This is a genomic window from Leptolyngbya sp. FACHB-1624, assembly GCF_047649235.1.
GTDB lineage: Bacteria > Cyanobacteriota > Cyanobacteriia > Leptolyngbyales > Leptolyngbyaceae > Leptolyngbya > Leptolyngbya boryana.
Window position 1 is genome coordinate 3,394,039 of sequence record NZ_CP180258.1, and the last position, 25,055, is coordinate 3,419,093.

Annotated in this window: 27 protein-coding genes; 6 read left to right on the forward strand and 21 right to left on the reverse strand. The window is 47.5% G+C overall.

Features of this window, described 5'->3' with window-relative positions:
- Positions 1-55 precede the first annotated feature (55 nt).
- On the reverse strand, positions 56-1,852 hold the full coding sequence (locus ACMUEV_RS15925) for an ABC transporter ATP-binding protein (RefSeq protein ID WP_190652301.1): 1,797 nt from the start codon (positions 1,850-1,852) through the stop codon (positions 56-58).
- On the reverse strand, positions 1,849-2,493 hold the full coding sequence (gene hisG, locus ACMUEV_RS15930; protein ID WP_190652302.1) for an ATP phosphoribosyltransferase: 645 nt from the start codon (positions 2,491-2,493) through the stop codon (positions 1,849-1,851). The genes ACMUEV_RS15925 and hisG overlap by 4 nt, the downstream gene beginning before the upstream one ends.
- Before the next feature lie 93 nt (positions 2,494-2,586).
- Here hisG and rppA point away from each other — a divergent pair, with 93 nt between their 5' ends.
- Positions 2,587-3,267, forward strand: a complete 681-nt coding sequence (gene rppA, locus ACMUEV_RS15935; protein ID WP_190652303.1) for a two-component system response regulator RppA — start codon at positions 2,587-2,589, stop codon at positions 3,265-3,267.
- 9 nt (positions 3,268-3,276) lie between these two features.
- Here rppA and ACMUEV_RS15940 read toward each other — a convergent pair whose 3' ends face one another.
- Both ACMUEV_RS15940 and ACMUEV_RS15945 read right to left on the reverse strand, forming a co-directional pair.
- Positions 3,277-3,867: a Uma2 family endonuclease gene (locus tag ACMUEV_RS15940; RefSeq protein WP_190652304.1), complete on the reverse strand. Its 591-nt coding sequence runs from the start codon at positions 3,865-3,867 to the stop codon at positions 3,277-3,279.
- A gap of 102 nt (positions 3,868-3,969) precedes the next feature.
- The gene (locus ACMUEV_RS15945) at positions 3,970-4,560 is read right to left on the reverse strand and encodes a Uma2 family endonuclease (RefSeq protein ID WP_190652305.1); all 591 of its coding nucleotides are present in this window, start codon (positions 4,558-4,560) and stop codon (positions 3,970-3,972) included.
- 75 nt (positions 4,561-4,635) lie between these two features.
- Here ACMUEV_RS15945 and ACMUEV_RS15950 point away from each other — a divergent pair, with 75 nt between their 5' ends.
- Positions 4,636-5,502 carry an FTR1 family iron permease gene (locus ACMUEV_RS15950; RefSeq protein ID WP_190652306.1) on the forward strand — a complete coding sequence of 289 codons (867 nt, stop codon included), beginning with the start codon at positions 4,636-4,638 and terminating at the stop codon, positions 5,500-5,502.
- On the opposite strand, the gene ACMUEV_RS15955 is transcribed toward ACMUEV_RS15950, so the two are convergent.
- The 12 genes from ACMUEV_RS15955 to ACMUEV_RS16010 form a co-directional block, all read right to left on the reverse strand.
- Positions 5,462-6,331 (reverse strand): lipid kinase, encoded by an 870-nt coding sequence (locus ACMUEV_RS15955; protein WP_017288131.1) that lies wholly within the window; start codon positions 6,329-6,331, stop codon positions 5,462-5,464. The genes ACMUEV_RS15950 and ACMUEV_RS15955 overlap by 41 nt on opposite strands.
- 235 nt (positions 6,332-6,566) lie before the next feature.
- The gene (gene psaK, locus ACMUEV_RS15960; protein ID WP_026148626.1) at positions 6,567-6,833 is read right to left on the reverse strand and encodes a photosystem I reaction center subunit PsaK; all 267 of its coding nucleotides are present in this window, start codon (positions 6,831-6,833) and stop codon (positions 6,567-6,569) included.
- Between the two features lie 107 nt (positions 6,834-6,940).
- On the reverse strand, positions 6,941-8,311 hold the full coding sequence (locus tag ACMUEV_RS15965; protein ID WP_190652307.1) for an AtzE family amidohydrolase: 1,371 nt from the start codon (positions 8,309-8,311) through the stop codon (positions 6,941-6,943).
- A complete protein-coding gene (locus tag ACMUEV_RS15970) occupies positions 8,308-8,487 on the reverse strand; it encodes a DUF4089 domain-containing protein (protein WP_190652308.1) in 180 nt (59 codons plus the stop codon). Before ACMUEV_RS15970 ends, ACMUEV_RS15965 begins: the two co-directional genes overlap by 4 nt.
- The gene (locus ACMUEV_RS15975; RefSeq protein WP_190652309.1) at positions 8,484-8,870 is read right to left on the reverse strand and encodes a gamma-glutamylcyclotransferase; all 387 of its coding nucleotides are present in this window, start codon (positions 8,868-8,870) and stop codon (positions 8,484-8,486) included. Before ACMUEV_RS15975 ends, ACMUEV_RS15970 begins: the two co-directional genes overlap by 4 nt.
- A gap of 15 nt (positions 8,871-8,885) precedes the next feature.
- Positions 8,886-9,329, reverse strand: a complete 444-nt coding sequence (gene aroQ / locus ACMUEV_RS15980; protein WP_190652310.1) for a type II 3-dehydroquinate dehydratase — start codon at positions 9,327-9,329, stop codon at positions 8,886-8,888.
- A 27-nt stretch (positions 9,330-9,356) separates the two neighbouring features.
- Complete coding sequence (locus ACMUEV_RS15985; protein ID WP_017288125.1) at positions 9,357-9,494, reverse strand: hypothetical protein; 138 nt, start codon at positions 9,492-9,494, stop codon at positions 9,357-9,359.
- A gap of 163 nt (positions 9,495-9,657) precedes the next feature.
- On the reverse strand, positions 9,658-10,905 hold the full coding sequence (locus ACMUEV_RS15990) for a competence/damage-inducible protein A (protein ID WP_190652311.1): 1,248 nt from the start codon (positions 10,903-10,905) through the stop codon (positions 9,658-9,660).
- Positions 10,902-11,942: a glycosyltransferase family 4 protein gene (locus tag ACMUEV_RS15995; protein ID WP_017288123.1), complete on the reverse strand. Its 1,041-nt coding sequence runs from the start codon at positions 11,940-11,942 to the stop codon at positions 10,902-10,904. Before ACMUEV_RS15995 ends, ACMUEV_RS15990 begins: the two co-directional genes overlap by 4 nt.
- A 334-nt stretch (positions 11,943-12,276) precedes the next feature.
- Positions 12,277-13,554, reverse strand: a complete 1,278-nt coding sequence (gene glyA / locus ACMUEV_RS16000; protein WP_197693267.1) for a serine hydroxymethyltransferase — start codon at positions 13,552-13,554, stop codon at positions 12,277-12,279.
- A 13-nt stretch (positions 13,555-13,567) separates the two neighbouring features.
- Positions 13,568-13,696: a hypothetical protein gene (locus tag ACMUEV_RS16005; protein ID WP_263970826.1), complete on the reverse strand. Its 129-nt coding sequence runs from the start codon at positions 13,694-13,696 to the stop codon at positions 13,568-13,570.
- 59 nt (positions 13,697-13,755) lie between these two features.
- Positions 13,756-14,622: an Rpn family recombination-promoting nuclease/putative transposase gene (locus ACMUEV_RS16010; RefSeq protein ID WP_190652312.1), complete on the reverse strand. Its 867-nt coding sequence runs from the start codon at positions 14,620-14,622 to the stop codon at positions 13,756-13,758.
- A gap of 139 nt (positions 14,623-14,761) precedes the next feature.
- Between ACMUEV_RS16010 and glmU the strand changes: the two genes are divergently transcribed.
- Positions 14,762-16,117 carry a bifunctional UDP-N-acetylglucosamine diphosphorylase/glucosamine-1-phosphate N-acetyltransferase GlmU gene (gene glmU / locus ACMUEV_RS16015; RefSeq protein ID WP_190652313.1) on the forward strand — a complete coding sequence of 452 codons (1,356 nt, stop codon included), beginning with the start codon at positions 14,762-14,764 and terminating at the stop codon, positions 16,115-16,117.
- A gap of 98 nt (positions 16,118-16,215) precedes the next feature.
- On the opposite strand, the gene ACMUEV_RS16020 is transcribed toward glmU, so the two are convergent.
- Complete coding sequence (locus ACMUEV_RS16020; RefSeq protein ID WP_190652314.1) at positions 16,216-17,391, reverse strand: ferrochelatase; 1,176 nt, start codon at positions 17,389-17,391, stop codon at positions 16,216-16,218.
- A gap of 110 nt (positions 17,392-17,501) precedes the next feature.
- Between ACMUEV_RS16020 and ACMUEV_RS16025 the strand changes: the two genes are divergently transcribed.
- The 3 genes from ACMUEV_RS16025 (at position 17,502) to ACMUEV_RS16035 (ending at position 21,338) form a co-directional block, all read left to right on the forward strand.
- Positions 17,502-18,017 (forward strand): hypothetical protein, encoded by a 516-nt coding sequence (locus ACMUEV_RS16025; protein WP_017288118.1) that lies wholly within the window; start codon positions 17,502-17,504, stop codon positions 18,015-18,017.
- Between the two features lie 282 nt (positions 18,018-18,299).
- Positions 18,300-20,138: a biosynthetic-type acetolactate synthase large subunit gene (gene ilvB / locus ACMUEV_RS16030; protein WP_017288117.1), complete on the forward strand. Its 1,839-nt coding sequence runs from the start codon at positions 18,300-18,302 to the stop codon at positions 20,136-20,138.
- 618 nt (positions 20,139-20,756) lie between these two features.
- Complete coding sequence (locus ACMUEV_RS16035; protein ID WP_190652315.1) at positions 20,757-21,338, forward strand: hypothetical protein; 582 nt, start codon at positions 20,757-20,759, stop codon at positions 21,336-21,338.
- Between the two features lie 117 nt (positions 21,339-21,455).
- On the opposite strand, the gene ACMUEV_RS16040 is transcribed toward ACMUEV_RS16035, so the two are convergent.
- From ACMUEV_RS16040 to ACMUEV_RS16055, 4 genes are all read right to left on the reverse strand, one after another.
- A complete protein-coding gene (locus tag ACMUEV_RS16040; protein ID WP_190652316.1) occupies positions 21,456-22,226 on the reverse strand; it encodes an HAD family hydrolase in 771 nt (256 codons plus the stop codon).
- Positions 22,227-22,255: 29 nt separating this feature from the next.
- Positions 22,256-22,948 carry a DUF502 domain-containing protein gene (locus ACMUEV_RS16045; protein WP_197693268.1) on the reverse strand — a complete coding sequence of 231 codons (693 nt, stop codon included), beginning with the start codon at positions 22,946-22,948 and terminating at the stop codon, positions 22,256-22,258.
- Positions 22,949-23,175: 227 nt separating this feature from the next.
- Entirely contained in the window at positions 23,176-24,036 is an 861-nt protein-coding gene (locus ACMUEV_RS16050; RefSeq protein WP_017288111.1) for a glycosyltransferase family 2 protein, read from the reverse strand.
- A 79-nt stretch (positions 24,037-24,115) separates the two neighbouring features.
- A complete protein-coding gene (locus tag ACMUEV_RS16055; RefSeq protein ID WP_199329622.1) occupies positions 24,116-24,934 on the reverse strand; it encodes an HpsJ family protein in 819 nt (272 codons plus the stop codon).
- Positions 24,935-25,055: the final 121 nt, after the last annotated feature.

The following is a 25,055-nucleotide window of genomic DNA, read 5'->3' on the forward strand; positions in this document are numbered from 1 at the left end:
TAGCGGAGAACATTAGCTCCGCTAGAACTGCTGCTACTCCAAAAAAAGAGGAATACTAACTCTCAAGCATTTGCAAATGATAGAGACTGGCGTAGAGTCCGCCGAGATTCAGCAGTTCCTCGTGGGTTCCAGATTCGATCAACTGTCCTCGCTTGAGCACGAGAATACGATCGACATTGCGAATCGTTGAAAGCCTGTGCGCAATAATAATCGCCGTCCGATTTTCTAGCAGATGTTCTAATGCCTCTTGAATCAAAGCTTCTGTGCCCACATCTAAGCTGGCGGTAGCTTCGTCTAAAACCAGAATTTTCGGATCGCGAATCGCTGCGCGCGCAAAGGCTAGCAGTTGTTTCTGTCCACCAGAAAGGTTTGTGCCGCGTTCTCGCAGCGCAGTATTGTAGCCTTGCGGCAATTGTTCGATTAAGCGATCGACATTTGTTCGTTCAGCAGCAGAGCGAATTTGCTCAAAGCTATACGACTCACCCAAAGTAATGTTGCTTTTGACATCGCCAGCAAAGATGAAGCCATCTTGCAAAATAATCGCCATGCGACGACGCAGTTCGGCTTGAGGCAAGTCTCGAATATCCACCCCATCGAGTAGAATTCTGCCGCTCGTCGGTTCGTATAGACGACTGAGTAACCGAATGATCGAACTCTTTCCGGCTCCAGTTGGACCGACTAAAGCAACTTGTTCACCCGGACGAATCGTAAAGTCGAGATTGTGTAAAACGAATTCATCTGCTTTGTAAGCAAACGAGACATTCTCGAAGCGAATCTCGCCCGCTTGCGAGGAAGGAGGAATCTGACCATTTGCTGGATCACGAATCTCGATCGGCTCATTGAGAATTTCACTCACTCGCTCAACTGCGGTAAAGCCAGCCTGAATCGCGGTAAATTTCTCCGCAAACTGCCGCAACGGGTCAAACAAGCGTTGAGCAAACAAGATGAACGTAGACAACACGCCAAAGTTCAAATTCCCGCCTGTGACCAGCCATCCCCCAACACCGAGCACACCTGCGATCGCCACAAGTGAAATCCATTCCAAGGTCGCCGATACCGCAGAATCGAAAAAGATAGTGCGATCGACTTCTTTGATGTAGCGCTGATTGACTTCCCGAAACAGTTGGCTATTAAACTGCTCACGTCTGAACAATTGAACGACCCCAATCCCCGTAATGTTCTCTTGGAGCATCGAGTTGAGATCAGAGAGTTCCTCACGGGCGCGATAGTTCGATTTGCGATACTGCTGCTGAAAGTAAACGATCAATCCTGTGACCGGAATCAGCATGAAAATGAGCAGTAACGCAAGCTGCCACTGAATCAGAAACATCGTCACCGTGATCGTCAGCATCGTGAACAAGTCACCGACAACCCCGATCGCTCCAGTCGAAAATACTTCGCCCAACGCTTCGACATCACTGGTTAAGCGGGTGATCAACTTGCCCACAGGAGTGCGATCGAAAAATCGCACCGCTAAAGAAGTCACATGATCAAACAAATCATTGCGAATGTTAGCGGTAATTCGCTGACCCACATTCTGAACGAGAAAGCCTTGAGACGCATCGAAAATCAATCGAAATACGATCGTCGTCAATAACAACATTGCCAATGCATTCAGCCCTTGACTCAGCGAGAGATCGCGCAAAAAGCCGAAGGGCGCATCAAATGCAGAAGGCTCGCGTTTGAGCAGAGAAACAGCTTTCCCGATCAAAATCGGCTGCACAGTACTTGCGATCGCAGATGGCACAAGAAACACCATCGACAACAGCAATAATTTCAGATTTCGACGAGCGTACGGAGCGAGACGCATAAATAAGCGCCAATCAGTCTCTTTAGAGCGAGAAGAATTCATACAGGAGATGCAATTTGGTGACGAATATTCTGGATATGCTGACTGATATTGTCGCTGTCCAGTCGATAGCTAAGCGGATGAGCGATCAGACGAGCGGTGCTATGGAATAAGACATCGATTTCGATTAAGCCATTCTCACGTAAGGTATTTCCGGTGGCGACCAAATCCACGATCGCTTCTGACATGCCTGTAATTGGACCTAATTCCACAGATCCGTACAGTGGCACAATTTCAACAGGTAAATCTAAATTCTCAAAATATTCCCGCGCACAATGGACAAATTTAGACGCGACTCGACCATGCAGGGGCAATTCTAACGACGATCGATAAGGACTTTCCGCTTTCACCGCCACCGACATTCGGCAGCCGCCAAATCCCAAATCAATCAGATGCGCAACATTGGGCGCTTTTTCCTTCAGCACGTCATAACCAACGATGCCTAATTGCGCCTGCCCGTATTCGACATACACAGGCACATCGCCATTTCGCACGAGAAGGGCTTTCGCTGTACCTGTGGGGTCAGTAATTTGAAGCTGTCGATTGCCGGATTCGAGGAATGCGCTAAAATCTAGCCCGATCGCTTTGAACAATCGGATGCTGTCTTTGAGAAGTGCGCCTTTCGGCAACGCAACGGTAAGCATGAAATCAACCCGCAAGAATGTCAGAATCTTATATTAGAGCAATCTGTTTTGAGTTGGGGCATCTGAGGTGGGGAGTAGGGAGTGGGGAGTTGCATGAAAATTCTGTTAGTCGATGATGAAATCGAAATGGCAAATCCCTTAAGCCGTTCCCTGCTGCGCGAAGGCTACGAAGTGGATGTCGCGTATGATGGCGATCGCGGTCGGCAACTGGCGGGTCAGGGAGTTTACGATTTGCTGATTCTCGATTGGATGTTGCCCGGATATTCTGGACTGGAGATTTGCCAAAATCTGCGATCGCAAGGTGATATGACTCCAGTTCTGTTTCTCACGGCAAAAGATACGATCGACGATCGAGTTCAAGGGTTAGATGCAGGAGCCGACGATTACATTGTCAAACCGTTTGAACTGCGAGAATTACTGGCACGAGTGCGAGCACTGCTCCGCCGACCGACAAATATTGAGCCAACTGCTACGCCTCGATTGAAAGTAGACGATTTAGAATTAGACACTCAGAATCAAGTCGCTTATCGCAATGGCAGAGCGATCGAGCTTTCTGAAAAAGAGAGCCAACTGTTGGCATATTTAATGCGACAGCCGAATCAACTTCTCACCCACGAACAGATTTCCCAGCATCTCTGGAGTGACAGCGAGAAACCAACCAGTAACGCTTTAGTTGCACAAATTCGTTTGCTCCGCAGAAAGATCGAAGCCAAAGGAGAAACATCGTTAATTACAACCGTATATGGCAAAGGGTATCGATTTGGCAGTGGATAGTTTGCTGATTTACATTCCTGCATTGAGCACCTGTTTTGCGGTGAGATCTAGCTCTGAGAAGGTAGGAGAAACGACGCGATCACCTTCCTGAAAACAGCCAATTTCTTGATATTCATTTCCATTCAGAGCCAGGACAGTCACGGTATTGCGATTCGGATCGATGATCCAATATTCAGCAATTCCCCGTAGCGCATACTCTTTGCGTTTCTCAATGTAATCGCGATCTCGCGATCGTTGATCTTCTTCGCTGTTGGAGACAACTTCAACCACTAGCAAGGGCGGTGGCATCTCAGCTTGCAACACTCGACTTCCGCTCAAAATTGCAGAGACAGATTCTTCTGTATGCACAACTAGATCGGGCTGTCGTGCTGTTACTCTCGACGAACTAACAACAATTTGATGCCCAGTCGCCAAACGATAATGAGGAATACCCAATCTTACAAACGTCACAATCAGGAATACTGCGATCGTGTTGTTAATGGGCATCTCCGGCGGCATCTCGACTAATTCTCCATTCACTAACTCATAACGGGTGTCTGTCCCGTCGTCATAGTCAAGATATTCCTCGATCGTTCTAAACCTCGGCTTGGCTTGGGTCATGGCTTCTCTCCTTCTAAGCCGATGATAACTTAAAGGCATTGCCTCACAACTTCCGTGAAGTTTGGTGTCTAGAATAGCAGCAGGTTAGGATTCGACTGAATCTCACATTCCAGCCTGTAAGATTTGTTTTGCAGTGATTTCTAGTGCTGGAAATACCGGAGAAACGATGCAATGATTATCTTGAAAACAGCCAATTTCTTGATATTCATCCCCATTCAGAGCGAAGACAGTCACAGCACTGCGATTCGGATCGATGATCCAATATTCAGCAATTCCTCGCAGTGCATACTCCTTGCGTTTTTCAATGTAGTCGCGATCTCTCGATCGTTGATCTTCTTCGCTGTTAGAGACAACTTCAACCACTAGCAAGGGCGGTGGCATCTCAGCTTGCAACACTCGACTTCCGCTCAAAATCGCAGAGACAGATTCTTCTGTATGCACAACTAGATCGGGCTGTCGTGCTGTGACCTTAGTTGAACTTGTTACAACCTGATGACCAATCACCAATCGATAATGAGGAATTCCGATCCGTAAAAATGTCGCAAACAGAAAACTAACAATCAAATTGTTAATGGGCATTTCCGGCGGCATCTCGACTAATTCTTCATTCACTAACTCGTAACGGGTGTCCGTCCCGTCGTCATAGTCAAGATATTCCTCGATCGTTCTAAATCTCGGCTTGGCTTGAGTCATCGCTTTTTCCTCCTGACCTGATGATAGCTTCGATCGAGCTTCTAAAATAAGTCATAGTTCTTCAGGTTTGAATGTATGCTTTCGACGTTTGTGATTACCCTGCGAGAAGGTGTAGAAGCTGCTCTCGTTGTCGGAATTGTGTTGGCATATTTGAATAAAGCGAATCGCTCGTATCTGAATCCTTGGGTTTACGCTGGCATTGCAGCAGGAATTCTCGCAAGCGTTGCAATTGGAACCATATTTATTGGAACGTTATCGAGTTTAGACACGACTAGTCAACTGTATTTAAAACCATTGCTCGAAGCGATATTTGGACTGATCGCGATCGCGCTTTTAAGTTGGATGCTGATCTGGATGACCCGACAAGCAAAATCTTTAAAAGGTGAAGTCGAACACGAACTCGATCGCGCCATTCAAACCAATGCCGCTTGGGGCATTTTTGGCATTATCTTTTTTGCAGTTCTGCGAGAAGGCTTTGAAACTGTTGTGTTTATCGCTGCCCAATTTCAGCAAGGTGGCTCACCTGTGATTGGTGCAATGGGTGGACTCTATGGGGCGACGATCATCGGGATTTTATTGTTCAAACTCGGCATTAAAATCAATCTCAAGCAGTTCTTCCAAGTCATGGGAATCTTTTTACTCTTGATTGTTTCGGGCTTAGTGATTGGAGTACTCGCACATCTGAATAAAAGTTTAGTGCTCAATCCAAACTTCCCCTGTAATCAAGATTCTTGCATTTTAGGCGGCTTGATTTGGGATACTTCGCAAGTCCTACCTCAAAAACAATTTCCGGGCGTGATTTTGCATACCTTGTTTGGTTATGTCGATCGCTTTTACTGGGCAGAAGCGATCGCATACTTCACCTTTTTGGCGACAGTTGGAACCCTCTACCTCAGAAGCCTTACGGAACCAAAACAGGCAGTGCCTTTGGAATCACCTTAAAGTGAGCAGGCGTTGAAGTTGTAATCTCGCCATCTGTGTTGATCGATTTTGGGGTGGGACAGTACACAAAGAACTCCTCTCCTGCCCAAGTCTGTACCCAAGGCGATCGCGTTTGTGTTCCTCGTCTCAATGCAGGCAAGACAGCTAGCATTTGCCACCAATGATCAATCTCAAGGCTATACAAATCTAGGCGACCATCAGTAATGGCAGCATCTTCTGCGACAGTCATTCCCCCACCATAGTAACGCCCATTCCCGACAGCAATTTGAATGGTTTTCACTTTCTGAGACTGACCATTGATGACAATTTCCGCTTTAAATCTCCGCGATTTCCAAAGCACTTTCAACGCGGTCGCTGCATAAGCTAAGACTCCCCAGCGCCGTTTGACTGATTTCGTCAAACCGCGCGTAATCTGAACACTCAATCCCAAACTTGCCACATTGAAAAAATAGTGACCATTTACCCAACCTAGATCGATATGCTCCACTTTCCGACCTGCAACGACCTGACACGCTTCCGCTAAAGTGGACGGAATGCCCAAAGTTCGAGCCAAATCATTTGCAGTTCCAAGCGGCAAAATTCCCAGTGGGAGTTGCGTTTCCACAATACCCGGTACGGCTGCATTCAACGTTCCGTCTCCTCCACCCACAATCACTAAATCAACCTGATCGCGATGGTCTCGAATCACTTGTGGCAGTAAGCTAGGACGATCAATCGGCGCTTCGATCAGTTCAAAGCCAACCGATTGCAGTTGAGCGATCGCTGCTTCGAGTTGTTGCTGACCTTTGCGAGCATTGCGATTAACCAGAAGTAGCGCACGATGAGCCATGATAAACGTCAAGGTAAGGGAACGGATGCCGCAATCTTAGCGGATGGCAGGTATTCTCGCATGTGTCTATGGCGGTGAAGTATTGAAACTGGAGTGGGGAGTGGGGAGTAGGGAGTGTTGACAAGTAGTTCTTCCGTCTCTGCATCTCAACCTAAAAATAACTTCCTCACCCATCGCTTTGAGTCAACTCTTTTTGAGTCAAAACGATCGGTGAGGAAGCTTGTCATCTTCTCGCTTACAGCACGCCTGCGTTGCTCAGTCCGAGAATTACACCAGCACCTAGAACATGTCCAAAGCTCATCGTTCCCAGCAGTTCAGGAACTCCGAATCCTTCAAACAATGCAGGAGTGCTAACGGGAAGTTTCGCGCCAACTCCGCGATTTTTGATCGCAAAACGTCCGATCGCAACTGAAAACAAACAGCACAGCGTCATGGTGATTCCGACACCCGGTGACCATTCGATCGTCCGAGGTGCAGCCGTAAGAAGTAATGAGTAAAGCAAAGTTTTTCTCCTATGTCTTGCTAAATTGACACATTCACCAAGATCATAGATACCCGGTTGTGGATTTCTCTGGTCGCTTTTGTTGAAAGAGTTAACACATGAAAAAGTTAACTCAGTGAGACAACACCCTTCGCTTCCAATTCTGCTGCAACCCGCAACACTAAGGCTTCCTGATAAGGAGCAGCGATAATTTGCACTCCTAACGGCAATCCTTCTCGTTTCACTGGAACCGAAATAATCGGTAATCCAATGAATGAAAGCGGTTGTGTAAAAATGCCAATATTCGGGCGCACGAGCATCTCTTGCCCATCTAAAACTATCGTTTGCTGTCCAATCCGAGGCGCGACACAAGGAGTCGCTGGAGCCAAAATAATATCGACTGACTGAAAAACTTCGCGGACTTGATCGCGAAACCACTGCCGAAATCGCTGCGCTTGCAAGTACCATTGTGCTGGCATCAATGCTCCCGCCAACAAGCGATCGCGCACAGCCGGATCAAAATCCTGGGGACGAGTGCATAGATGCTCAAAATGCAAATTCGCTCCCTCTACCCCCGTCATCACAAATGCGGCTGCCCTTGCCCGATGCGCCTCTGGCAAGATCATGCGCTCCGTTACCCCCAACGCTTCTGCCACTTTCTGAACAGCTTCAAAGACTTCTGGCTCAGCACCTTTGGCAAAGTAACCATCCGCGATCGCAATTCTCAATCCTTCACTGCCTTTTGCCAGTTCGGGTAAACAAAGTTCGGGCGGTCTTTGGGTACACACTGGATCGCTCGGATCGTACCCCTGCATCAGGTCAAACAGGAGTGCAATGTCACGAGTCGATCGCGCAAACGGACCGAGATGATCCAAACTGCCCACAAACGGATAGGTACGCGATCGCGGTAACCTTCCATAAGTTGGCTTGAGTCCAAAAATCCCGCAGAACGAGGAAGGAACGCGAATCGAGCCATTCGTATCAGACCCTAAGCTAAACGGGACAAGCCCTGCTGCTACGGCTGCCGCTGAGCCGCCGGATGACCCTCCTGCGACTCGCTCTAGATCATGCGGATTACGGGTAACTCCATAGTGTGCATTCTCAGTCGTGAACCCGTAAGCAAACTCATCCATCGTGAGCGCGCCGACTAAAATTGCACCTGCCTGCTTCAATCGAGCCACTAGCGTTGCATCTTCAGTCGCAGGTGGATTGTCAGCATTGATTTTAGAACCTGCTAACGTTGGAATTCCTGCGACATCGAAGAGGTCTTTCACGGCAAAAGGAACCCCCGCTAAGGCTCCAACTTCTTCTCCTGCCGCAATTTTTTGATCGATACGATCGGCATCTGCGATCGCTGACTCTGCCAAAACCGTTGTAAAGCAGTTATAAGTTTGATTCTCCTCGGCAATTCGAGCCAGCGCCGCTGCTGTCACAGACTTTGCGGTGACTTCGCGGTTTGCAACAGCAGTCGCAATTTGAGTCGCATCAGGAATCGTCATGGTTCAAACACCGGGGCAATTTCAATCTCTTCGGGAAGCGGAAACTCTAACACCAATTTCGCAACAGTCTGAATTCGCTGAAAGTTGGCAACGACACTCTCTCGATACTCGTCCGGAATCGGCATCGCAACCACTTCAGACATCACCTCGACAAATTTCTCCGGGTCATTCGTCATTTTTTTGCCTCGGTATAAGCTCGCCACCCGCCGTATTCAGTAATCTCGACCTGCCCTTCACACAGAAAAGGCTCGCCCAATACGCCTAATACTTCTTCGCCATCAATCAGCCGAACTTTCCCGATCGACAATCCAGGCGGTTCCTGCATCAATAGGGTTGCTAATCCACTGGCTGGAACTTCCCACACTTCGACTGCCACTGCAACGCCATTTTCTTTGACTTTCAACATTGCCGGATGACGATCGCCAATTGACCAAATTCGATAGGCTGGCTCAGTCTGCGTCTCTCGCAGAAATTTCGCCTCGATGGCTAATAAGTTTTGATTGAGTTCAAGCCCGCGCATCAATGTACCATTGACCGCTAAGCGCACCGCACTATTCATTGAAACTGATAGAGACTACATATTCTGTCTTAAGTAGTGTACAAGTGCTTGCAATCCTAAACGGTAGCTCTCGGCTCCAAATCCACAAATTTGTCCGATCGCGACTGGAGCAATATAAGAATGATGTCTAAATTCTTCGCGCTTATGAATATTGCTGAGATGCACTTCAACCGCTGGCAGATTCACACCCGCGATCGCATCTCGGATGGCAACACTCGTATGCGTATATGCACCTGGATTAATTAAAATTCCAGCATGACGACCCATCGCATCGTGGATAAGATCAACAAGCGCGCCTTCGTGATTCGATTGCGCTGTGGCAATTTCAAACCCGAGCGACTGAGCTTCCTTTTCTAAAGCCTGATTAATTTCGTCCAGCGTAACAACCCCGTAAACTCCAGGTTCTCTTTTACCCAGGAGATTCAGGTTTGGTCCGTGGAGAACCAAAATGCTGTCCAACTCACTTGCCTCGTAAGTAGCGTCAAACTAGCGATGACGAGGACGGTCGTGAACGGGGATTGGGATCAACTCTGCCTCAGGTTCTTCTTCAGGACCTAAGAGGGTTTCGATCAAGCGACGTGCCCATTCTTTAAGCTTTTCTAATACCTTTTCAACGTAATCCATCAGTCAGACGGCTCCTTTGATAGGGTCTAAATTTTGCTCAATCAGCGATTGAAGCGTAACCTAATTTTATCAGGCGGATTTTGGAAAACCAATGATCCCGGAGTAGGAAGATCGGCTATTTAAACATCATACCGAAAGATAGATTAAACGCAAGTTATAAAACTTAAGACTTGTTTAACAACCGCCGCCGGAGTTGATCCAAGGCGCTGCAAGCACTGACTTGACGAACCCATTCTCGACCGCGATCGCCAAATTGATACGGTTGGCTTGTCGCGCCTTCAGCATTTGCTAAGCCAATATAAACCAGTCCCACGGGCTTCGCGTCCGTACCCCCCTCTGGTCCTGCGACACCTGTGATACTCACGCCCCAAGTTGTATTCAGTTGAGTACGCACTCCCATCGCCATCTGTTCGGCAACAATTGCGCTCACGGCTCCTTGCTCGGCGATCGCACTTGGATCAACGCCTAACATTTTTTCTTTAACTGAATTGTCATAAGAGATAATTCCGCCCCAAAAGTAGGCTGAGCTTCCTGAAACACGAGTCAGCATTTGTCCTAACCCGCCACCTGTACAAGATTCAGCAACGCTCAGGGTTTCATGACGCGATTTCAGCAAGTCACCGACTACAGAAGCTAACGTATCTTGATCCGCGCCATATTGATCAATGCCTGCAATCTCGCTCAATTGCTGTTCGATCGGCGTAATTAACGCTTGGGCAGCTTCAGCAGAAGCAGCCTTCGCTGAAATTCTTAATTTTACTTCTCCATAGTTGGCATACGGCGCAACAGTGGGATTTTGCAAATCAAAAAATGGTGCAACTTTTTCAGCCAGTGCAGATTCTGAAATGCCCCAAAATCTCAGCGTTCGACTCACGATGATGTCTTTTCCCCAGCCTTGCGATTTGAGATAAGGTACAGCGACTTCACGCCACATATACTTCATCTCAGTCGGAACCCCTGGAAACGTCAGAATGGTCAGATTAACGCGCGGCTGCCAAATCATACCGGGCGCACTGCCGATCGCGTTGTACAAGATGTCTGCACCTTCCGGAATCAAGGCTTGCTTGCGGTTGTTATCGGTCATCATCCGACCGCGTTGAGCAAATTTCTGCTGAATGTCTTCGATGATTTCTGGCTTTTCAATCAGAGGCGTTTGGAAAAAATCTGCGATCGTTTCGGTCGTCAAGTCGTCTGGAGTCGGTCCTAATCCGCCTGTGAAAACGATCAAATTTGCGCGATCGCTGGCAATTGCGATCGCCTGTTTCAACCGCTCAGGATTATCTCCCACCACAGTTTGAAAGTAATGGGGAATGCCCAATTCCGCAAACTGCTGCGCTAAAAACTGAGCATTCGAGTTCAGAATATCGCCGAGCAAGATCTCTGTGCCGACGCTAATAATTTCTGCGTTCATCGTGCGGTGCGCCAAACTTGCCAACTCGTTACGCTTAAGATCACTGTCGCCGCGATCGCATATCCCACTCCGCTTGGCATTCCTGATACTGCCATCGCCAAACTCCCTGCCCAAAGCGTCAGCGAGTAGATAAACAAAACCGCCAACCGTTGCGAGAGTCCTGCTTTAAGAAGGCGGTGATGTAAATGTCGCTTATCCGCCACAAACGGAGATTTTCCGCGCCGTAAGCGATCGAGAATCACAGCAGACATATCCAAAATCGGAACCGCCAAAATTACGTAAGGCAACAAGACTGCAACAGTCGTGACACTTTTCACAAGACCAATCACACTCACAGCAGCGAGAGTAAACCCGATAAAATACGCCCCACCGTCACCCATAAAAATCTGAGCCGGGTTGAAGTTGTAGCGTAAAAATCCAAACGCTGCTCCTGCCAAAGCCGCTGCAAATAATGCGGCATGAGGCTGTCCCATAAACAGACAAGTCCAAAACATCACAAAAGCTGCGATGCCTGACACTCCGGCTGCTAAGCCATCTAACCCATCAATCCAGTTAATTGCATTTGCCATTCCCACCAACCAGACCACGGTAATGGCAAGACTTGCCCATTCTGGCAATGCCGACAATCCTAATCCGGCAAGCGGGTTCGTCAAGAAATCAATCTGAACACCGGATTGCCAAACCAGCCCGGACACGACCACTTGCAGGATTAATCGGGTTTTCGGTGAGAGGTTAAACAAGTCATCAGCCAGCCCGATCAAAAAGAAGGCGATTCCACCGATCGCGACTCCTAAGACCTCTGACTCTTTTCCAGGTCTGAGGAAATCAAATCCTCCCATTCCCCAAGCGACCAACATCGCCATCACGACCCCAATAAACATGGCAACGCCACCCAGTCGCACCATGGGACGTTGATGAACTTTGCGATGGTTGGGCTGATCGACCAAGCCAATTCGCCTGCCATAGCGGTTGATGATGGGGGTTGTCACGATAACAACGAGGAAAGAAATCAGGAATGCGGCAAAAAACGACGGCATTAGAAATCGTAGGTAGGAAGAACAGAAGCTTCAGGGAGAGTGTACTACGGATTCGCGAATCCTTCGCAAAGAATTATGAACCACGGTTGACTATTTAATTCATAAATTTATTTTGATATTTATCATCTATCGCAAGATTTGTTCACTCAAACACAACGAAAGGCATCCCCTTCAGGATGCCTTTGTCACGATTATTCGGCGCACTCGACTCGAATCAGGAAGGATTGGAAGCAATCCTGTGAGGAGGTAGGGAGATAGGGAGAACTCAGATACAGATTACTCCCTATCCCGCTATCCAATTGATGGTAGTGAACTACGACTCCCTATCATTTCCCTAGACCAGCGCTGGAACTTGAGCCGCAAGATGCGGATAAAGCGGGAAGCGTTCGCATAATGCAGCCACTCGACGACGGCAATCTTGAGCGACGGTGTCGTCTTCTGGGCTGAGTAAGCGATCGGCAATAATATTTGCGATCTCGGTGAATTCTGCTGTTCCCATACCGCGGGTCGTCATGGCAGGCGATCCCAGTCTTAGACCACTGGTGACAAACGGCGATTCCGGGTCAAACGGAACCGTATTTTTGTTTGCCGTGATGTTGACACCGCTGACGAGTTGATCGGCAATCTTTCCGGTCATTTTGATCGATCGTAAGTCTACCAACATTAGATGATTGTCAGTTCCGTCTGAAACGATCTTGAAGCCGCGATTTTGCAACTGAGATGCCATTGCTGCGGCATTCTCAATCACCTGACCCGAATAGGTTTTGAATTCAGGCTTCAATGCTTCCCCAAACGCTGCGGCTTTTCCAGCGATCACATGCTCCAAAGGTCCGCCTTGAGTTCCAGGGAAGACAGCTTTATCGAGTTGTTTACCCAATTCAGCATCGCGAGTCATGATCAGACCGCCTCTCGGACCACGGAGGGTTTTGTGCGTGGTGGTGGTTACAACGTCACAGAACGGAATCGGGTTTGGATGATGTCCAGTGGCGACTAAGCCTGCAATGTGAGCAATGTCAGCGAGTAAGTATGCGCCGATTTCATCTGCGATCGCTCTAAATTTTTCAAAGTCAATCACACGCGGATAAGCCGAATAGCCGCAAATCAGCAATTTCGGACGATGCTGAAGGGCTAAATCGCGAATTTGGTCATAATCCAATTGCTCAGTCGCTTGACTCACGCCATAGTGCTGAACGTTGAACCATTTTCCTGAGACGTTGACGGGCGATCCGTGGGTCAAGTGTCCGCCGTGGGACAAGTCCATGCCCATGATCGTGTCACCTGGTTTGAGCAGCGTGAGGAAAACAGCGAAGTTTGCCTGTGCCCCAGAGTGAGGTTGAACGTTGGCGTGAGCTGCTCCGAAGAGTTCTTTTGCCCGATCAATCGCGAGTTGTTCGACGCGATCGACAAATTCGCAGCCACCGTAGTACCGCTTATTGGGCAAGCCTTCTGCATATTTATTGGTCAAAACTGAACCTTGCGCTTCCATCACCGCTGGCGATGTGAAGTTTTCGCTGGCGATCAGTTCAAGGTGATCGCGTTGGCGTTGGAGTTCTTGTTGAAGCATTTCGGCGAGTGCGGGGTCACTCTTAGCGAGAAAGTCTGATTGAGTCACAGTGCTAATTCCTTTAATTCGTCGATTCGGAAGTCGTCCTTCGAGTCGCGCGATTGAGCAGTGAAACGAGACGCGAATCAAGGGGTAAAACAATCTGAGACGGCTCAATCACGAATCGGGCGCTTCCAAGATTTCCGATCATAACGCTCTTCGATCGAGACTTTCGTGCAATCCCTAAATTTTTGTATGAACTTTGAGAAACTAACAAATTTGTTCTAACCAGGCTGTCAAGTCGCGCATTGTTGTGAAGTTGAGTAGAGCGATCGCCAAGGATTCCAATTGGTCAAGAGTCAAGGTGGAAATTTGAGCGATCGTTTCTTCTGAAAGCGACCCAAGTTTCTGATTCAGTTGAAGTAAGACAAGCGATCGACACTCATACTCTCTACCTTCTTCTCTGCCTTCTTCTCTACCTTCTTCTTTTGCCTCTTGATAAACCCGTGTCTGTTGAAGTGAAGTTCCTAGCATCTGTTCAATCTCCTGCCGACCTAGGTCTGTGAATTTGTAAACGAGAATTGTAGTGACCATCTCTATGATGTCACGTCTTTTTTGTGTTGAAAATTCGGACTGCTGCACTCGATCGAGCAAGCCACGAGCAGATTCAAAGGCGCGATTTTCAGCGATCGTCGTGAGCACCATCAGTGCAATTCCCAACGGCAACTGTTCTATCTCGCCTAATTCACTCAAGTAAATTCGACAAATCCGATGCCCTCCTAATAGATCCTCAAACGGAAGAGTATCTGATTGCTCAGTGCTGCGTGAAGGATAAATTACGACTCCTCGCCAATCTGAGAACTTCGTCCGATTTCGGTAGAAGTAAAAAGACGACTCACTAAATAACCTTTCATACAGCAGTTCATCTTTTTGAAATTGCACTTCGCAGAAATAGACAATTCCAGCAGCCTCAGAATCAGGCGGCAGAAATACGCCATCGATCTCAAATTTTGGCTCTTTGACTGCAACCGAGTCGAATCGATAAGCTTCTGCATTCAGGGGTGGGGAGTCTAGAAGCTCGAACAGAAGCGAGGGAGATTGCCGAAACAGCGCATAAAAGATCGAATCGCGACGCATAGAAAACGAGGGAAAATCAAAGCAATTGTACTATTATGTCCGATTAAAAATTAAAACTTCCCGGTGAAGATTCATTAGAAGATGAAGGAATAACCGACTCACGGTATACTCCCTCTCGTATTGAGCAAGTAGAAAACGTATGGTAGCGGTGGCAATTCTGGCAGCAGGTCGCGGAACACGGATGAAATCGGATTTACCCAAGGTGTTGCATCAGTTGGGAAGTCGATCGCTCGTTGAACGAGTTTTGGGCAGCACAACTGCGATCGCGCCTTCTCGTCGATTAGTGATTGTTGGCTATCAGGCAGATTCAGTTCGAGAAGCATTAGCAGATTATCCAGACGCGATCGAGTTTGTTGACCAAACCGAACAGTTAGGAACAGGTCACGCAATTCAACAATTGATTCCATCTCTAGAAAACTTTGACGATGATCTCATCGTTTTAAATGGCGATCTCCCACTTTTACGCCCCGAAACGCTTTCTCTGCTTCTTGAAACCCATCGCGCAAAAGGTAATCCAGCAACCTTACTTGCAGCCCATGTTCCTGATCCGACTGGATATGGACGAGTCTTCTGTGACGAGAATCAGATTTTGACCGAAATTGTCGAGGATCGAGACTGTACCCCCGAGCAGCGATTAAACGATCGCATGAATGCAGGCGCATATTGTTTTCGCTGGAAAGATCTGGTTCAGGTTTTGCCCAAGCTGAACTCTAATAATGAGCAGAAAGAGTATTACATCACAGATGCGATTAACTTCTTTGATGCAGTGACTGTGGTTGATGTCCCGGATTATCAAGAGGTTTTGGGGATTAACGATCGCGCTCAACTGGCTGATGCTTATGCGATTTTGCAGAAACGAATTCGAGATCGCTGGATGCGAGAAGGCGTAACCATCATTGACCCCAATAGCGTCACGATCGACGATACGGTCGAACTTGAAGCCAATGTGACGATCGAGCCACAAACCCATTTACGTGGCAAGACAACCATCAAGACTGGAAGCCGCATCGGACCTGGAAGCTTAATTGAAGACAGCCAAATTGGAGAGAACGTAACGGTTCTATTTTCAGTCGTGGCAGGCAGTGTGATTCATTCCAATTCCCAGATTGGGCCTTATTCACATCTAAGAGCACCCGTTGAGATCGGGCAGGGTTGCCGAGTCGGGAATTTTGTGGAATTGAAAAATACGAAACTAGGTGAGAAAACGAATGCGGCGCATTTGTCGTATTTAGGAAATGCGACGATCGGCAATCGCGTCAATATTGGAGCCGGAACGATTACCGTCAATTATGACGGCGTGAAGAAATATCCGACCACGATCGGCGATCGTACCAAAATCGGCTCAAATAATTGTTTGGTCGCGCCAATTACGATCGGGGAAGATGTCACAACCGCAGCAGGTTCGACGATCACCGAAGATTTGCCGAATGATTGTTTAGCGATCGCGCGTGCCCGCCAAGTCGTTAAACCCGGTTGGAAACGCAAGGATAAATAAAATTCAACTCTGATTCTAAATTCAGAAATCCCGCTTAATCCTCCAAATTTAGAGAAATTGAGCGGGATTTCATCTATCAAAACAATGCGAACCCGCGATTAATGGTGATGATGATCGTGCCCGTGATCGTGACTGTGATCATGGTCATGGTCGTGCCCGTGATGGTGATGATGATGCACCTCACCATGTACAGGAGTCACCGCTAATGCTTCCTCCGCCAATAGCGAATCAATCTGTGGATTCGCCCAATCTGCCACCATCTTCAAAAAGTCTGCGTCGTCATTCACACAAGGCATCCGCACGTATTTCACATCAGAATATTTGCGATGCAACTTCTCAATGATGTGTTCAACATCTAACAGCGTTTCATGATTTTCAGTCGCAAACCCGATCGGCATAAACACGATCGCTTTCGCACCCAATTCGATCAAATTCTTTGCGGCCAAATCCGCATTCGGTTGCGTCCACTCAATCAACGGAGTTTGATGATTGAGCCAACCGACCGAGATCAAAGGATACTTGTCAATTAAGCGATCGCGAACCTTATCATAAAGCGCCTGACTCTCGGTAATCCCAGAGGTAAAGCCTTTCGCTTTATGAGGACAGCCATGATTCATCAGCACAATCCCAATTTGAGACGGGAGATAGTGCTCCGCTAAATCTGATTGAATCTGCTTCTCAACCATCCGCGCCATCAGATTGAGATATTCCGGACGATCGAAGAAAGAAGGAATATACCGCGTTCCCTTGAGCCAATGTTCTCCCTCGTCTGCCGAATTCGCCAAAGCCTTATTGACTTGCTCCACTGCAATTCCACTCGTGAAAATCGAATCCACAACGAGCAAAGGATAAATCAAGATCTTTGAAAACCCCTGCGCTTTGATTTCGGCGAGCACTTGCTCTGGAAGAAAAGGCTTACAGAAGTTGAACGCTTTAAAGACTTGAATGCGATCGCCCCATTTCTCTTGCAGAATTTCTTCTACCCCGGCGCGTTGCCGCTCAAAAATCGCATTGTGTGGAGAAATAAAATTGCCATGCTGATGACCCCACTCATGCAGATCAAACACCGCTAAAAGTTTTGCCAAAGGGGGATATACCCAAGTTGGAACGGGTGCAAATTTAGCAGTCAGCAGATTCAAGGCTTGTTCATTATAATTTGCAAAATCTTCGTAACTTTCGACTTCGCCATATCCCATCAATAAAACCGCAACTCGTTCTGAGCCTGAAGATGCGAGATGATGAGAATGTTCGAGCTTGTCTGGAGTTGCAACCACTATTAAAGCTCCTTGCCTAAAGAATGTATCGAGTAGGTTTAGGCATTAGGCTAACATCCCCTACTGGGGGATGGTGCTATCCCTCGGTAGATTGTGATGAAACTTCAGCAATGCAGATTTTTATTTGTCCGGGCATACATTCGCCAACATTAACGACGCAATTTGTTACAGCGTTAGGACTGTCGCAACAGGAAGTTTTAATCTTTCCAGCAGATCAGCCCGTTTACTCTCCGCAGCATGTACTTGACTTCTTTGAACCGCAAGCCCCCGTTGTGATGATTGCGTTTAGTGCAGGAGTTGTGGGTGCGATCGCTGCCACTCGAACTTGGTATGATCGCAATATTCCAATTTCTGCACTGATCGCGATCGATGGCTGGGGAGTTCCATTATTTGGAGATTTTCCAATCTACCGGGTGAGCCACGATCAATTCACACATTGGAGTTCAAAGCTGCTTGGGGGCGGAGAAAGCTTTTATGCTGATCCAGCCGTTGACCATCTGACCATGTGGCACTCTCCACATCTGGTTCGTGGCTACGTTGACTTTTCAAATCGAACCCCAAATCGTGTCACAACGGCTGCAACCTTTATCCTTGAGAAAGCAGGTATCACTCAGTTTCAGTCTTAAGGTTGGTTTTAGAAGTTTTGTCTATTTCGATGCCGAATCCGATTGGCACGCGATCGACAATAGATTCAAACCAAAAATTCGTATTGTCAGGCTTTTCTGACGGCTTTTTCTCGCTCAGATTGCTCAAACTCCCCAGTCATCGGGCATTTTGAAAATATCTTGAGTCAATTCTCTCGACACAAATAGGGATCAGTTTTACACTATATTCTTATTGCTTGCATCCTACGATACAAATTTCTTCCAATTTATCCAAATCGCGTAATACTTGACGAGGTTCCCCCAGTGCAATTGCAGCAACGATCGGCAGTCCAACGGGTGACGGGTGCTTTTGCTTTAATCGATAGTCTCAGTCGCCACGGTGTAAAACATATCTTTGGCTACCCAGGCGGAGCAATCCTCCCGATCTACGATGAGCTTTATCGCGCCGAAAAAGCCGGAATTCTACAGCATATTCTTGTGCGCCACGAGCAAGGTGCAGCACATGCCGCAGATGGCTATGCCCGTGCTACGGGTCAAGTCGGTGTGTGTTTCGCAACCTCAGGTCCCGGAGCGACGAACCTCGTCACCGGAATCGCTACGGCTCACATGGATTCGATTCCGATGGTTATCGTTACCGGTCAGGTGCCTCGACCTGCGATCGGCAGTGATGCTTTCCAGGAAACAGATATTTACGGCATTACTTTACCGATCGTCAAGCATTCCTATGTGGTGCGTGACCCTCGCGACATGGCGCGCATTGTGGCAGAAGCCTTCTTTATCGCTAGCACGGGCAGACCTGGTCCTGTGTTGATCGACGTGCCCAAAGATGTCGGCGTTGAGCAATTTGAGTATGAGCCAATCGATCCAGGATCAGTTCGCTTGACGGGATATCGCCCGACGACGAAGGGCAATCCGCGCCAAATTGGACAAGCTTTGAAATTGATTCGTCAGGCTCAGAAACCTCTGCTCTATGTGGGTGGTGGCGCGATCGCAGCAGGCGCACATGCAGAAGTAAAAGAACTGGCTGAACGCTTCAAACTGCCCGTGACGACAACTTTGATGGGCATTGGCGCATTTGATGAGCATCATCCGCTTTCTGTCGGCATGTTGGGGATGCATGGCACAGCTTATGCAAACTTTGCGGTCACGGAATGCGATTTGCTGATTGCAGTTGGCGCGAGATTTGACGATCGTGTGACTGGAAAACTCGACGAATTTGCGTCTCGTGCAAAAGTCATTCACATTGATATCGATCCGGCAGAGGTCGGTAAAGTTCGCTTGCCCGATGTGCCAATTGTGGGCGATGTGAAGCAAGTTTTAACCGACTTGTTAGAGCGCAGTGCAGACGAGAATGATCCGGCGAATCCAAATCAGACAGAAGCATGGCTCGCGAGAATCGATCGTTGGCGTGAAGATTATCCGCTCGTGGTTCCCGAATATCCAGGTGTTCTCTCTCCCCAAGAAGTCATTGCAGAAGTCGGACGACAAGCACCTCATGCTTTCTACACGACAGATGTCGGACAGCACCAGATGTGGGCAGCACAGTTCTTGAAAAATGGACCACGTCGTTGGATTTCCAGTGCAGGGCTTGGCACGATGGGCTTTGGTATGCCTGCGGCAATGGGTGCGAAAGTGGCAGTTCCCGATGAAGAAGTGATCTGTATCAGTGGCGATGCCAGTATTCAGATGAACATTCAAGAATTAGGAACTCTGGCACAGTACGGCATCAATGTGAAGACCGTGATTGTCAACAACGGTTGGCAAGGGATGGTGCGGCAGTGGCAAGAAGCCTTCTATGATGAGCGCTACTCGAATTCCAACATGCAAGTGGGAACGCCGGATTTTGTCAAATTGGCAGAGGCGTTTGGCATTAAAGGCATGATTGTCGAAACGCGCGAAGAGTTGAAGAGTGCGATCGCTGAAATGATCGCTCATCCAGGCCCCGTTCTGATGGATGTCCGCGTCAAGAAGAATGAGAACTGTTATCCGATGGTTCCATCCGGTAAGAGCAATGCTCAAATGATCGGACTCCCTGAGCGGAAATTGCTAGAACGGGCGGCGGAAACCGTTCAATGTGCAAGTTGTGGCACTGAAAATCTTCCGACGAATAAGTTCTGTCCAAATTGCGGCGCGAAAATTTAGCGCGATCGTCTAAACCTTCTAGAAGTCCAGCTTCTCAAATAGGCTGGGCTTCTAGTTTTATTCGCCTAATTCTTGAAGTGTGCGATCGTATCAGCTTCCCCGAAAGAAATCTTGTAATAGTCTAAACCTGTGAATGACCTATTGCATCTGAGTTCGGGGTAAAAAGCTGCTCAATGTAATCGTGTGAATAGAATTCGCGGCTACACAAACGAAGTCCGCTTCTTACTCGGTTCCCTATTTTACTCAATTTCTTACTGAGGAAAACCCTTCTTTAGAATTGAGCGCCTGAGGCGTACTATATGAGGCTGGCTTGTCAGTGCGCCGTCGCGCACTGTGTTATGTATAGCTGCGGCTTCAACCGCCGAGCACCAAAAGTTAACCCACACATTAGGTTATTGCCCTCAATACACCGCTCAAATGAGATGGTAAGGTTAGTGGCAATTTTTAGTTTATCAACCAATTCTTTGTATTGATTTTACCAGAAAATATTGATAGATTCTAGTGATATTACGTAAGCTCAAAAATTTACTCAGGTTGACGACTATCCTTATACTAAGCATTGCGAGTCAGACTTAGCGACTTGAAATGTAAAATATTTTGTAGCGAGCAATACAATCTATGAAACTCATCACTGGTCTATCAACGGCTGCCATGATTTCACTTGCCAACATTTCTCCAGGTTTTGCTATAGACCAATCTACTCATCGATCTTCTAGCTCTAATCAGACAGATAGAACATTAGTAGCTGGCGACATCAATCTAAGAGGCGTTATCAATCGATTAGTGCGCAATTCAATACGGAAAAAGCCTGTACAGAGACCAAAAGCAATCCGTGTAGAACAACCTCTCAATTCAATTCAGATTCAACCCTCCGGCTATCAGCAGTTCCAAACAGAACGCCAAAAGCAAAGGCAAGCTGCGATCGAAAGAGAACGCATCTACTTTAACAGTCTGACCCCAGAGCAGCAAAAAGCCTACATTGCCCGTAAGAAAGCTCAGGAAGCTGCCGGTGCTGCGCTACTGCTTCAACTATTTGGTGCAGCAATGATGGGTGGTGGTCAATCTACACCTTCCCAACCTAGTTACGACTATATCTACGGAAATCAGTCACCAACTTATCAACCAACTCCTCAACCTGTCCAACCGATCGATTCTTTCTATGGAACAGGTCCAGGTGGCTCGTTCTACGGCAACAAATAGTCTTTCTTTAATTGCTCTGGTAAAGTCCAACTGCGAAAGAATCACAGTTGGACTTTTAGTGATGCCGTACTCCCTATAGAGTTAGGTACGTCGATCGTAAAGTTAGAGATCCCTTCCCTACAGCCAGTTAGAAAAATCTTGCCTGAATTGCTTTAGGGACATTAAGTGAACTCGATCGCTATTCTGCGCCTCTTCTCGTTCTGATCGCGTGTTATATCCCCAATCCGCCAGGAATAATTCGACATCTTGCAACGATTCCTGCTGCTCAACTGCCTGCAAGGTTTTCAATCGATCCTCAACAAACCAGATCGCACCCTGATAAACCTGTTGGAGTTCTTTCAAAACCTGTGGTTTCGGTCGCTTCGATTCTTTGCCGTACACTTGCGAATCTAATAGCTCAATCCCTTCCTGTTTCAGAAGCTGCTTGATAAATCGTCCTTCTTTTGTACTGATGATGAAAAAATCAGTTGAGCTATTCAAAATTGTATTCAGTCGATCGATCACGCCCGGATAAAATTCATGCTCTGCCAGCCAGTTGTCTAAATCGGTTGCAATTTTGCGATCGCGAATTCCATCGACCGCTGCACTGATCTCTAACGGTTTTAACTGCTCTTTCTCAATCGTCTGAGTCGCGATCGTCAGCCAATTCTGCAAAATCTCTTCTTCTTGCACACCGACTACCAGCGATCGGATCAAAATAGGCATTTCCCAGCCCGTCTCAATCACCGGACGCAATCGATAAAAAGCAGGTGCGATCTGCTCATTCGGCGTCGTATCCGTCTGCCAAATTTGCGCGTAAGCCTGCCAAGAGGTCTGGAAATATTCTTTCAGACCATCACAAATTACACCATCAAAATCTAACGCCAACACACTAGGGGAACCCGGCATACAACCTCCTCAAATTCCCCTCAAGCGTACTACTCGTCCGCCGTTGCTTCAACTAAAGGAGGTTTCGTAGTTGTCGAAGTTGTAATCACATTCATTGAGTCTGGGCTGACAATCCCACCTGAGATAATTACCTTGAACGCATCTTCGATCGGCAGCGACAAATTAATCACCGAATTCTCAGGCACAACAGCATACCAGCCCGTGGTCGGATTGGGAGTCGTGGGAATAAAGACGCTCAGCATATCCGTTTTGAAATGCGATTGCACCTCGGCTCCGATCGCACCCGTGACAAATCCTAGTGACCAAACTCCCTCACGCGGATATTCCACCAACACGACGCGGCGAAACTTTCCACTCGAATCGCGTAATACCGTTTCGAGCAATTGTTTCAGCGTTTTATAAATCGCACCCGCTAGCGGAATTGCCTGCAAAACTTGCTCACCGACATCCAAGAGCCAACGCCCCGCGATATTCCGTGCCATCAAACCGATAAACAGAATACTGAACAGAGGAACCGCTAGCCCTACGATAAAATTGAGCAGATTCACTAAGAGCGGATGTAAGCCGTCAAAAGGATTCAATTGTTTCGGAACGCGCGTCAGGAAATTGATCACCCAATTCGCGATCGTATACGTCAGCCAAATCGTCGTTGCCAACGGAATTACAACCAGTAATCCGGCGATCAGGTCGTTTTTTAGATCTTGCTTAAGACGATGGATCACAGATATCTCCTTCATCTAACGGCAGCTATGCCATTCAGTGTAGACGTTACCTTAGAAGTAGATTTCGATTCTTGAATCGCAATTAGGAACGCTCCTCAAAAAATCTTGCAATCAGCATCTACTCTGTTTATTAATATTGTAAAGAAAGGTTGAGAATTTGAGGAATTTCTAAGCTTTCTTATTTAATCATTGATCCCCGCTCGACATATCCGAACACGATCTGTATATTATTTAACATTTTCTAGGATCGGTGTGACGAGTTTGGGAGAGTCTACAGGCTGATGCTGGAGTTCCCAAACCTTCAGCGTAATTAAATATTCGTAAAACGCTTGCAGCATACACCAGGTAAATCCTGGATAGCCGTCAAACATCCCACCTAAGAGCAGATACATATAGAAAAATCGAATCAACGGTCGAAAAGGCAGTCGCAGCGACAGATCCTTTAATGCCCGTCGCCGTTCGACTTCAGATTTGCCAAAAAATAGCGCGCTCCAATTTAAGCCTCCGGTTTCAAGTTGATGGATCGTTTCGATCGCTTCATTCGTTGAATAGCGATTGTGTTTATCAATCCAGCGGCTGAAACCTTTACCGGAGGTGTAATGCGGATAAGTTTCTTTGAGAAATCCAGTGGTTCCGTCTACGACTTCGCGTTCAGTATGTCCGTAATCGGTAAACCAAACTTTTTCTTTCTGAAAGAGTCTCAACTGATATCTCGGATATTGCGTGCTGCGGCGAATCCATTTGCCCATAAACATCACGCGCTCTGCCACGTAATAGCCGATATGCTCGGCTGTTTGAATTGTGTCGAGGCATTCTTGAAACAGTTCTGGCGTCATCCGCTCATCAGCTTCGAGGATGTAGACCCATTCGTGTTTCACAGGGACAGATTGCAGCATCCAGGTGCGCTGTTTGCCATGACTTTCAAACGGATGTTGAATCACGCGAACGGGATAAGAATTTGCGATCGCGATCGTTTGATCATCGCTACAAGAATCGACAACGATTACATCATCTGACAACAACGCTGATTCGATACATGCAGCGATTTCGACTTCTTCGTTGTGCGTCAGGATGAAAATAGAAAACATAACCGTAAAAAAAGGCAAAGGGGATCACCTTCTAGTTCTCCCCATTTGCCTTTTTAATCTTGCAAGCAGTCTCAGATTTTTATCGCATTACAGGCTTGCGCTTCCCACCAATCACACCCAACTCGCGTAATCCCGACCACCCGATCACGAAGTACGCCAGCGAAAGCAGTAAGCTGCTAATCCCGACTCGAATTCCAGTTTTCCAGAATTCGTTTCTCGCTTGATTCTCGGCTTGAGTGCGCCGTTCGCGAATTGAAGTCAATTGTGTGTTGCGGAATTCTTTTGCACGATCGGCAACCGAATTGGGATTCGCTTTTAGCGCTTGCAGTTCTTTCTGCGCTCGTTGGGCTTGAGTGAGTTGATCTCCTTTTAATTGACCACTGGCGATCGCTGCATCAATTTGTTTGAGTTGATCATCCAATTGTTTGCTCTGATTCGGGTCACGCAGCGCAGCAGTGATCTGATCTTGACGCTGTTGAACTTGGGTATTGAGTTGATTTTCTGCGTCTTTTGCTTCTCGATCGATGCGCTCTAGCGCCTGATCCGAAACCTGACGGGTATTGTTTAAGTGCAGCGGGAAAGCAATGAGGAACACCAACCCGAGGAGCAAAGACAGCAGCATCGCCCAGAACCGGAACGACATCGCAGGTTTAACGCGCTCTCCAAGATTGAAAGAACCGCTTTCTAGGAATGCACCGGCGAAGAGGAAGGCAAAACCGACGAGTGGAATGATTCCACGATCGACGATTTGTGTGACAACGTTCGCGAACCAGGCTTTATCAGAGAAATTCGGCGGAATTAGAACCGAAATATAGTCCACCATCGACGACACGATCATAATGATGCCGACGAGTCGGAGGACGAAGGGGGCGGTGGGAAGTGAATTCGTTGCTTTCATCGGGCTTTCTAGAAATTTAACGGTTGTCTACGGATTGCAAATTACTCAAACCTCATCGGGTTAGATCTGCGCGATTTCTTTCTTCAATGTAAAGTGACTTTGGAAACTTGGTTATTTTACA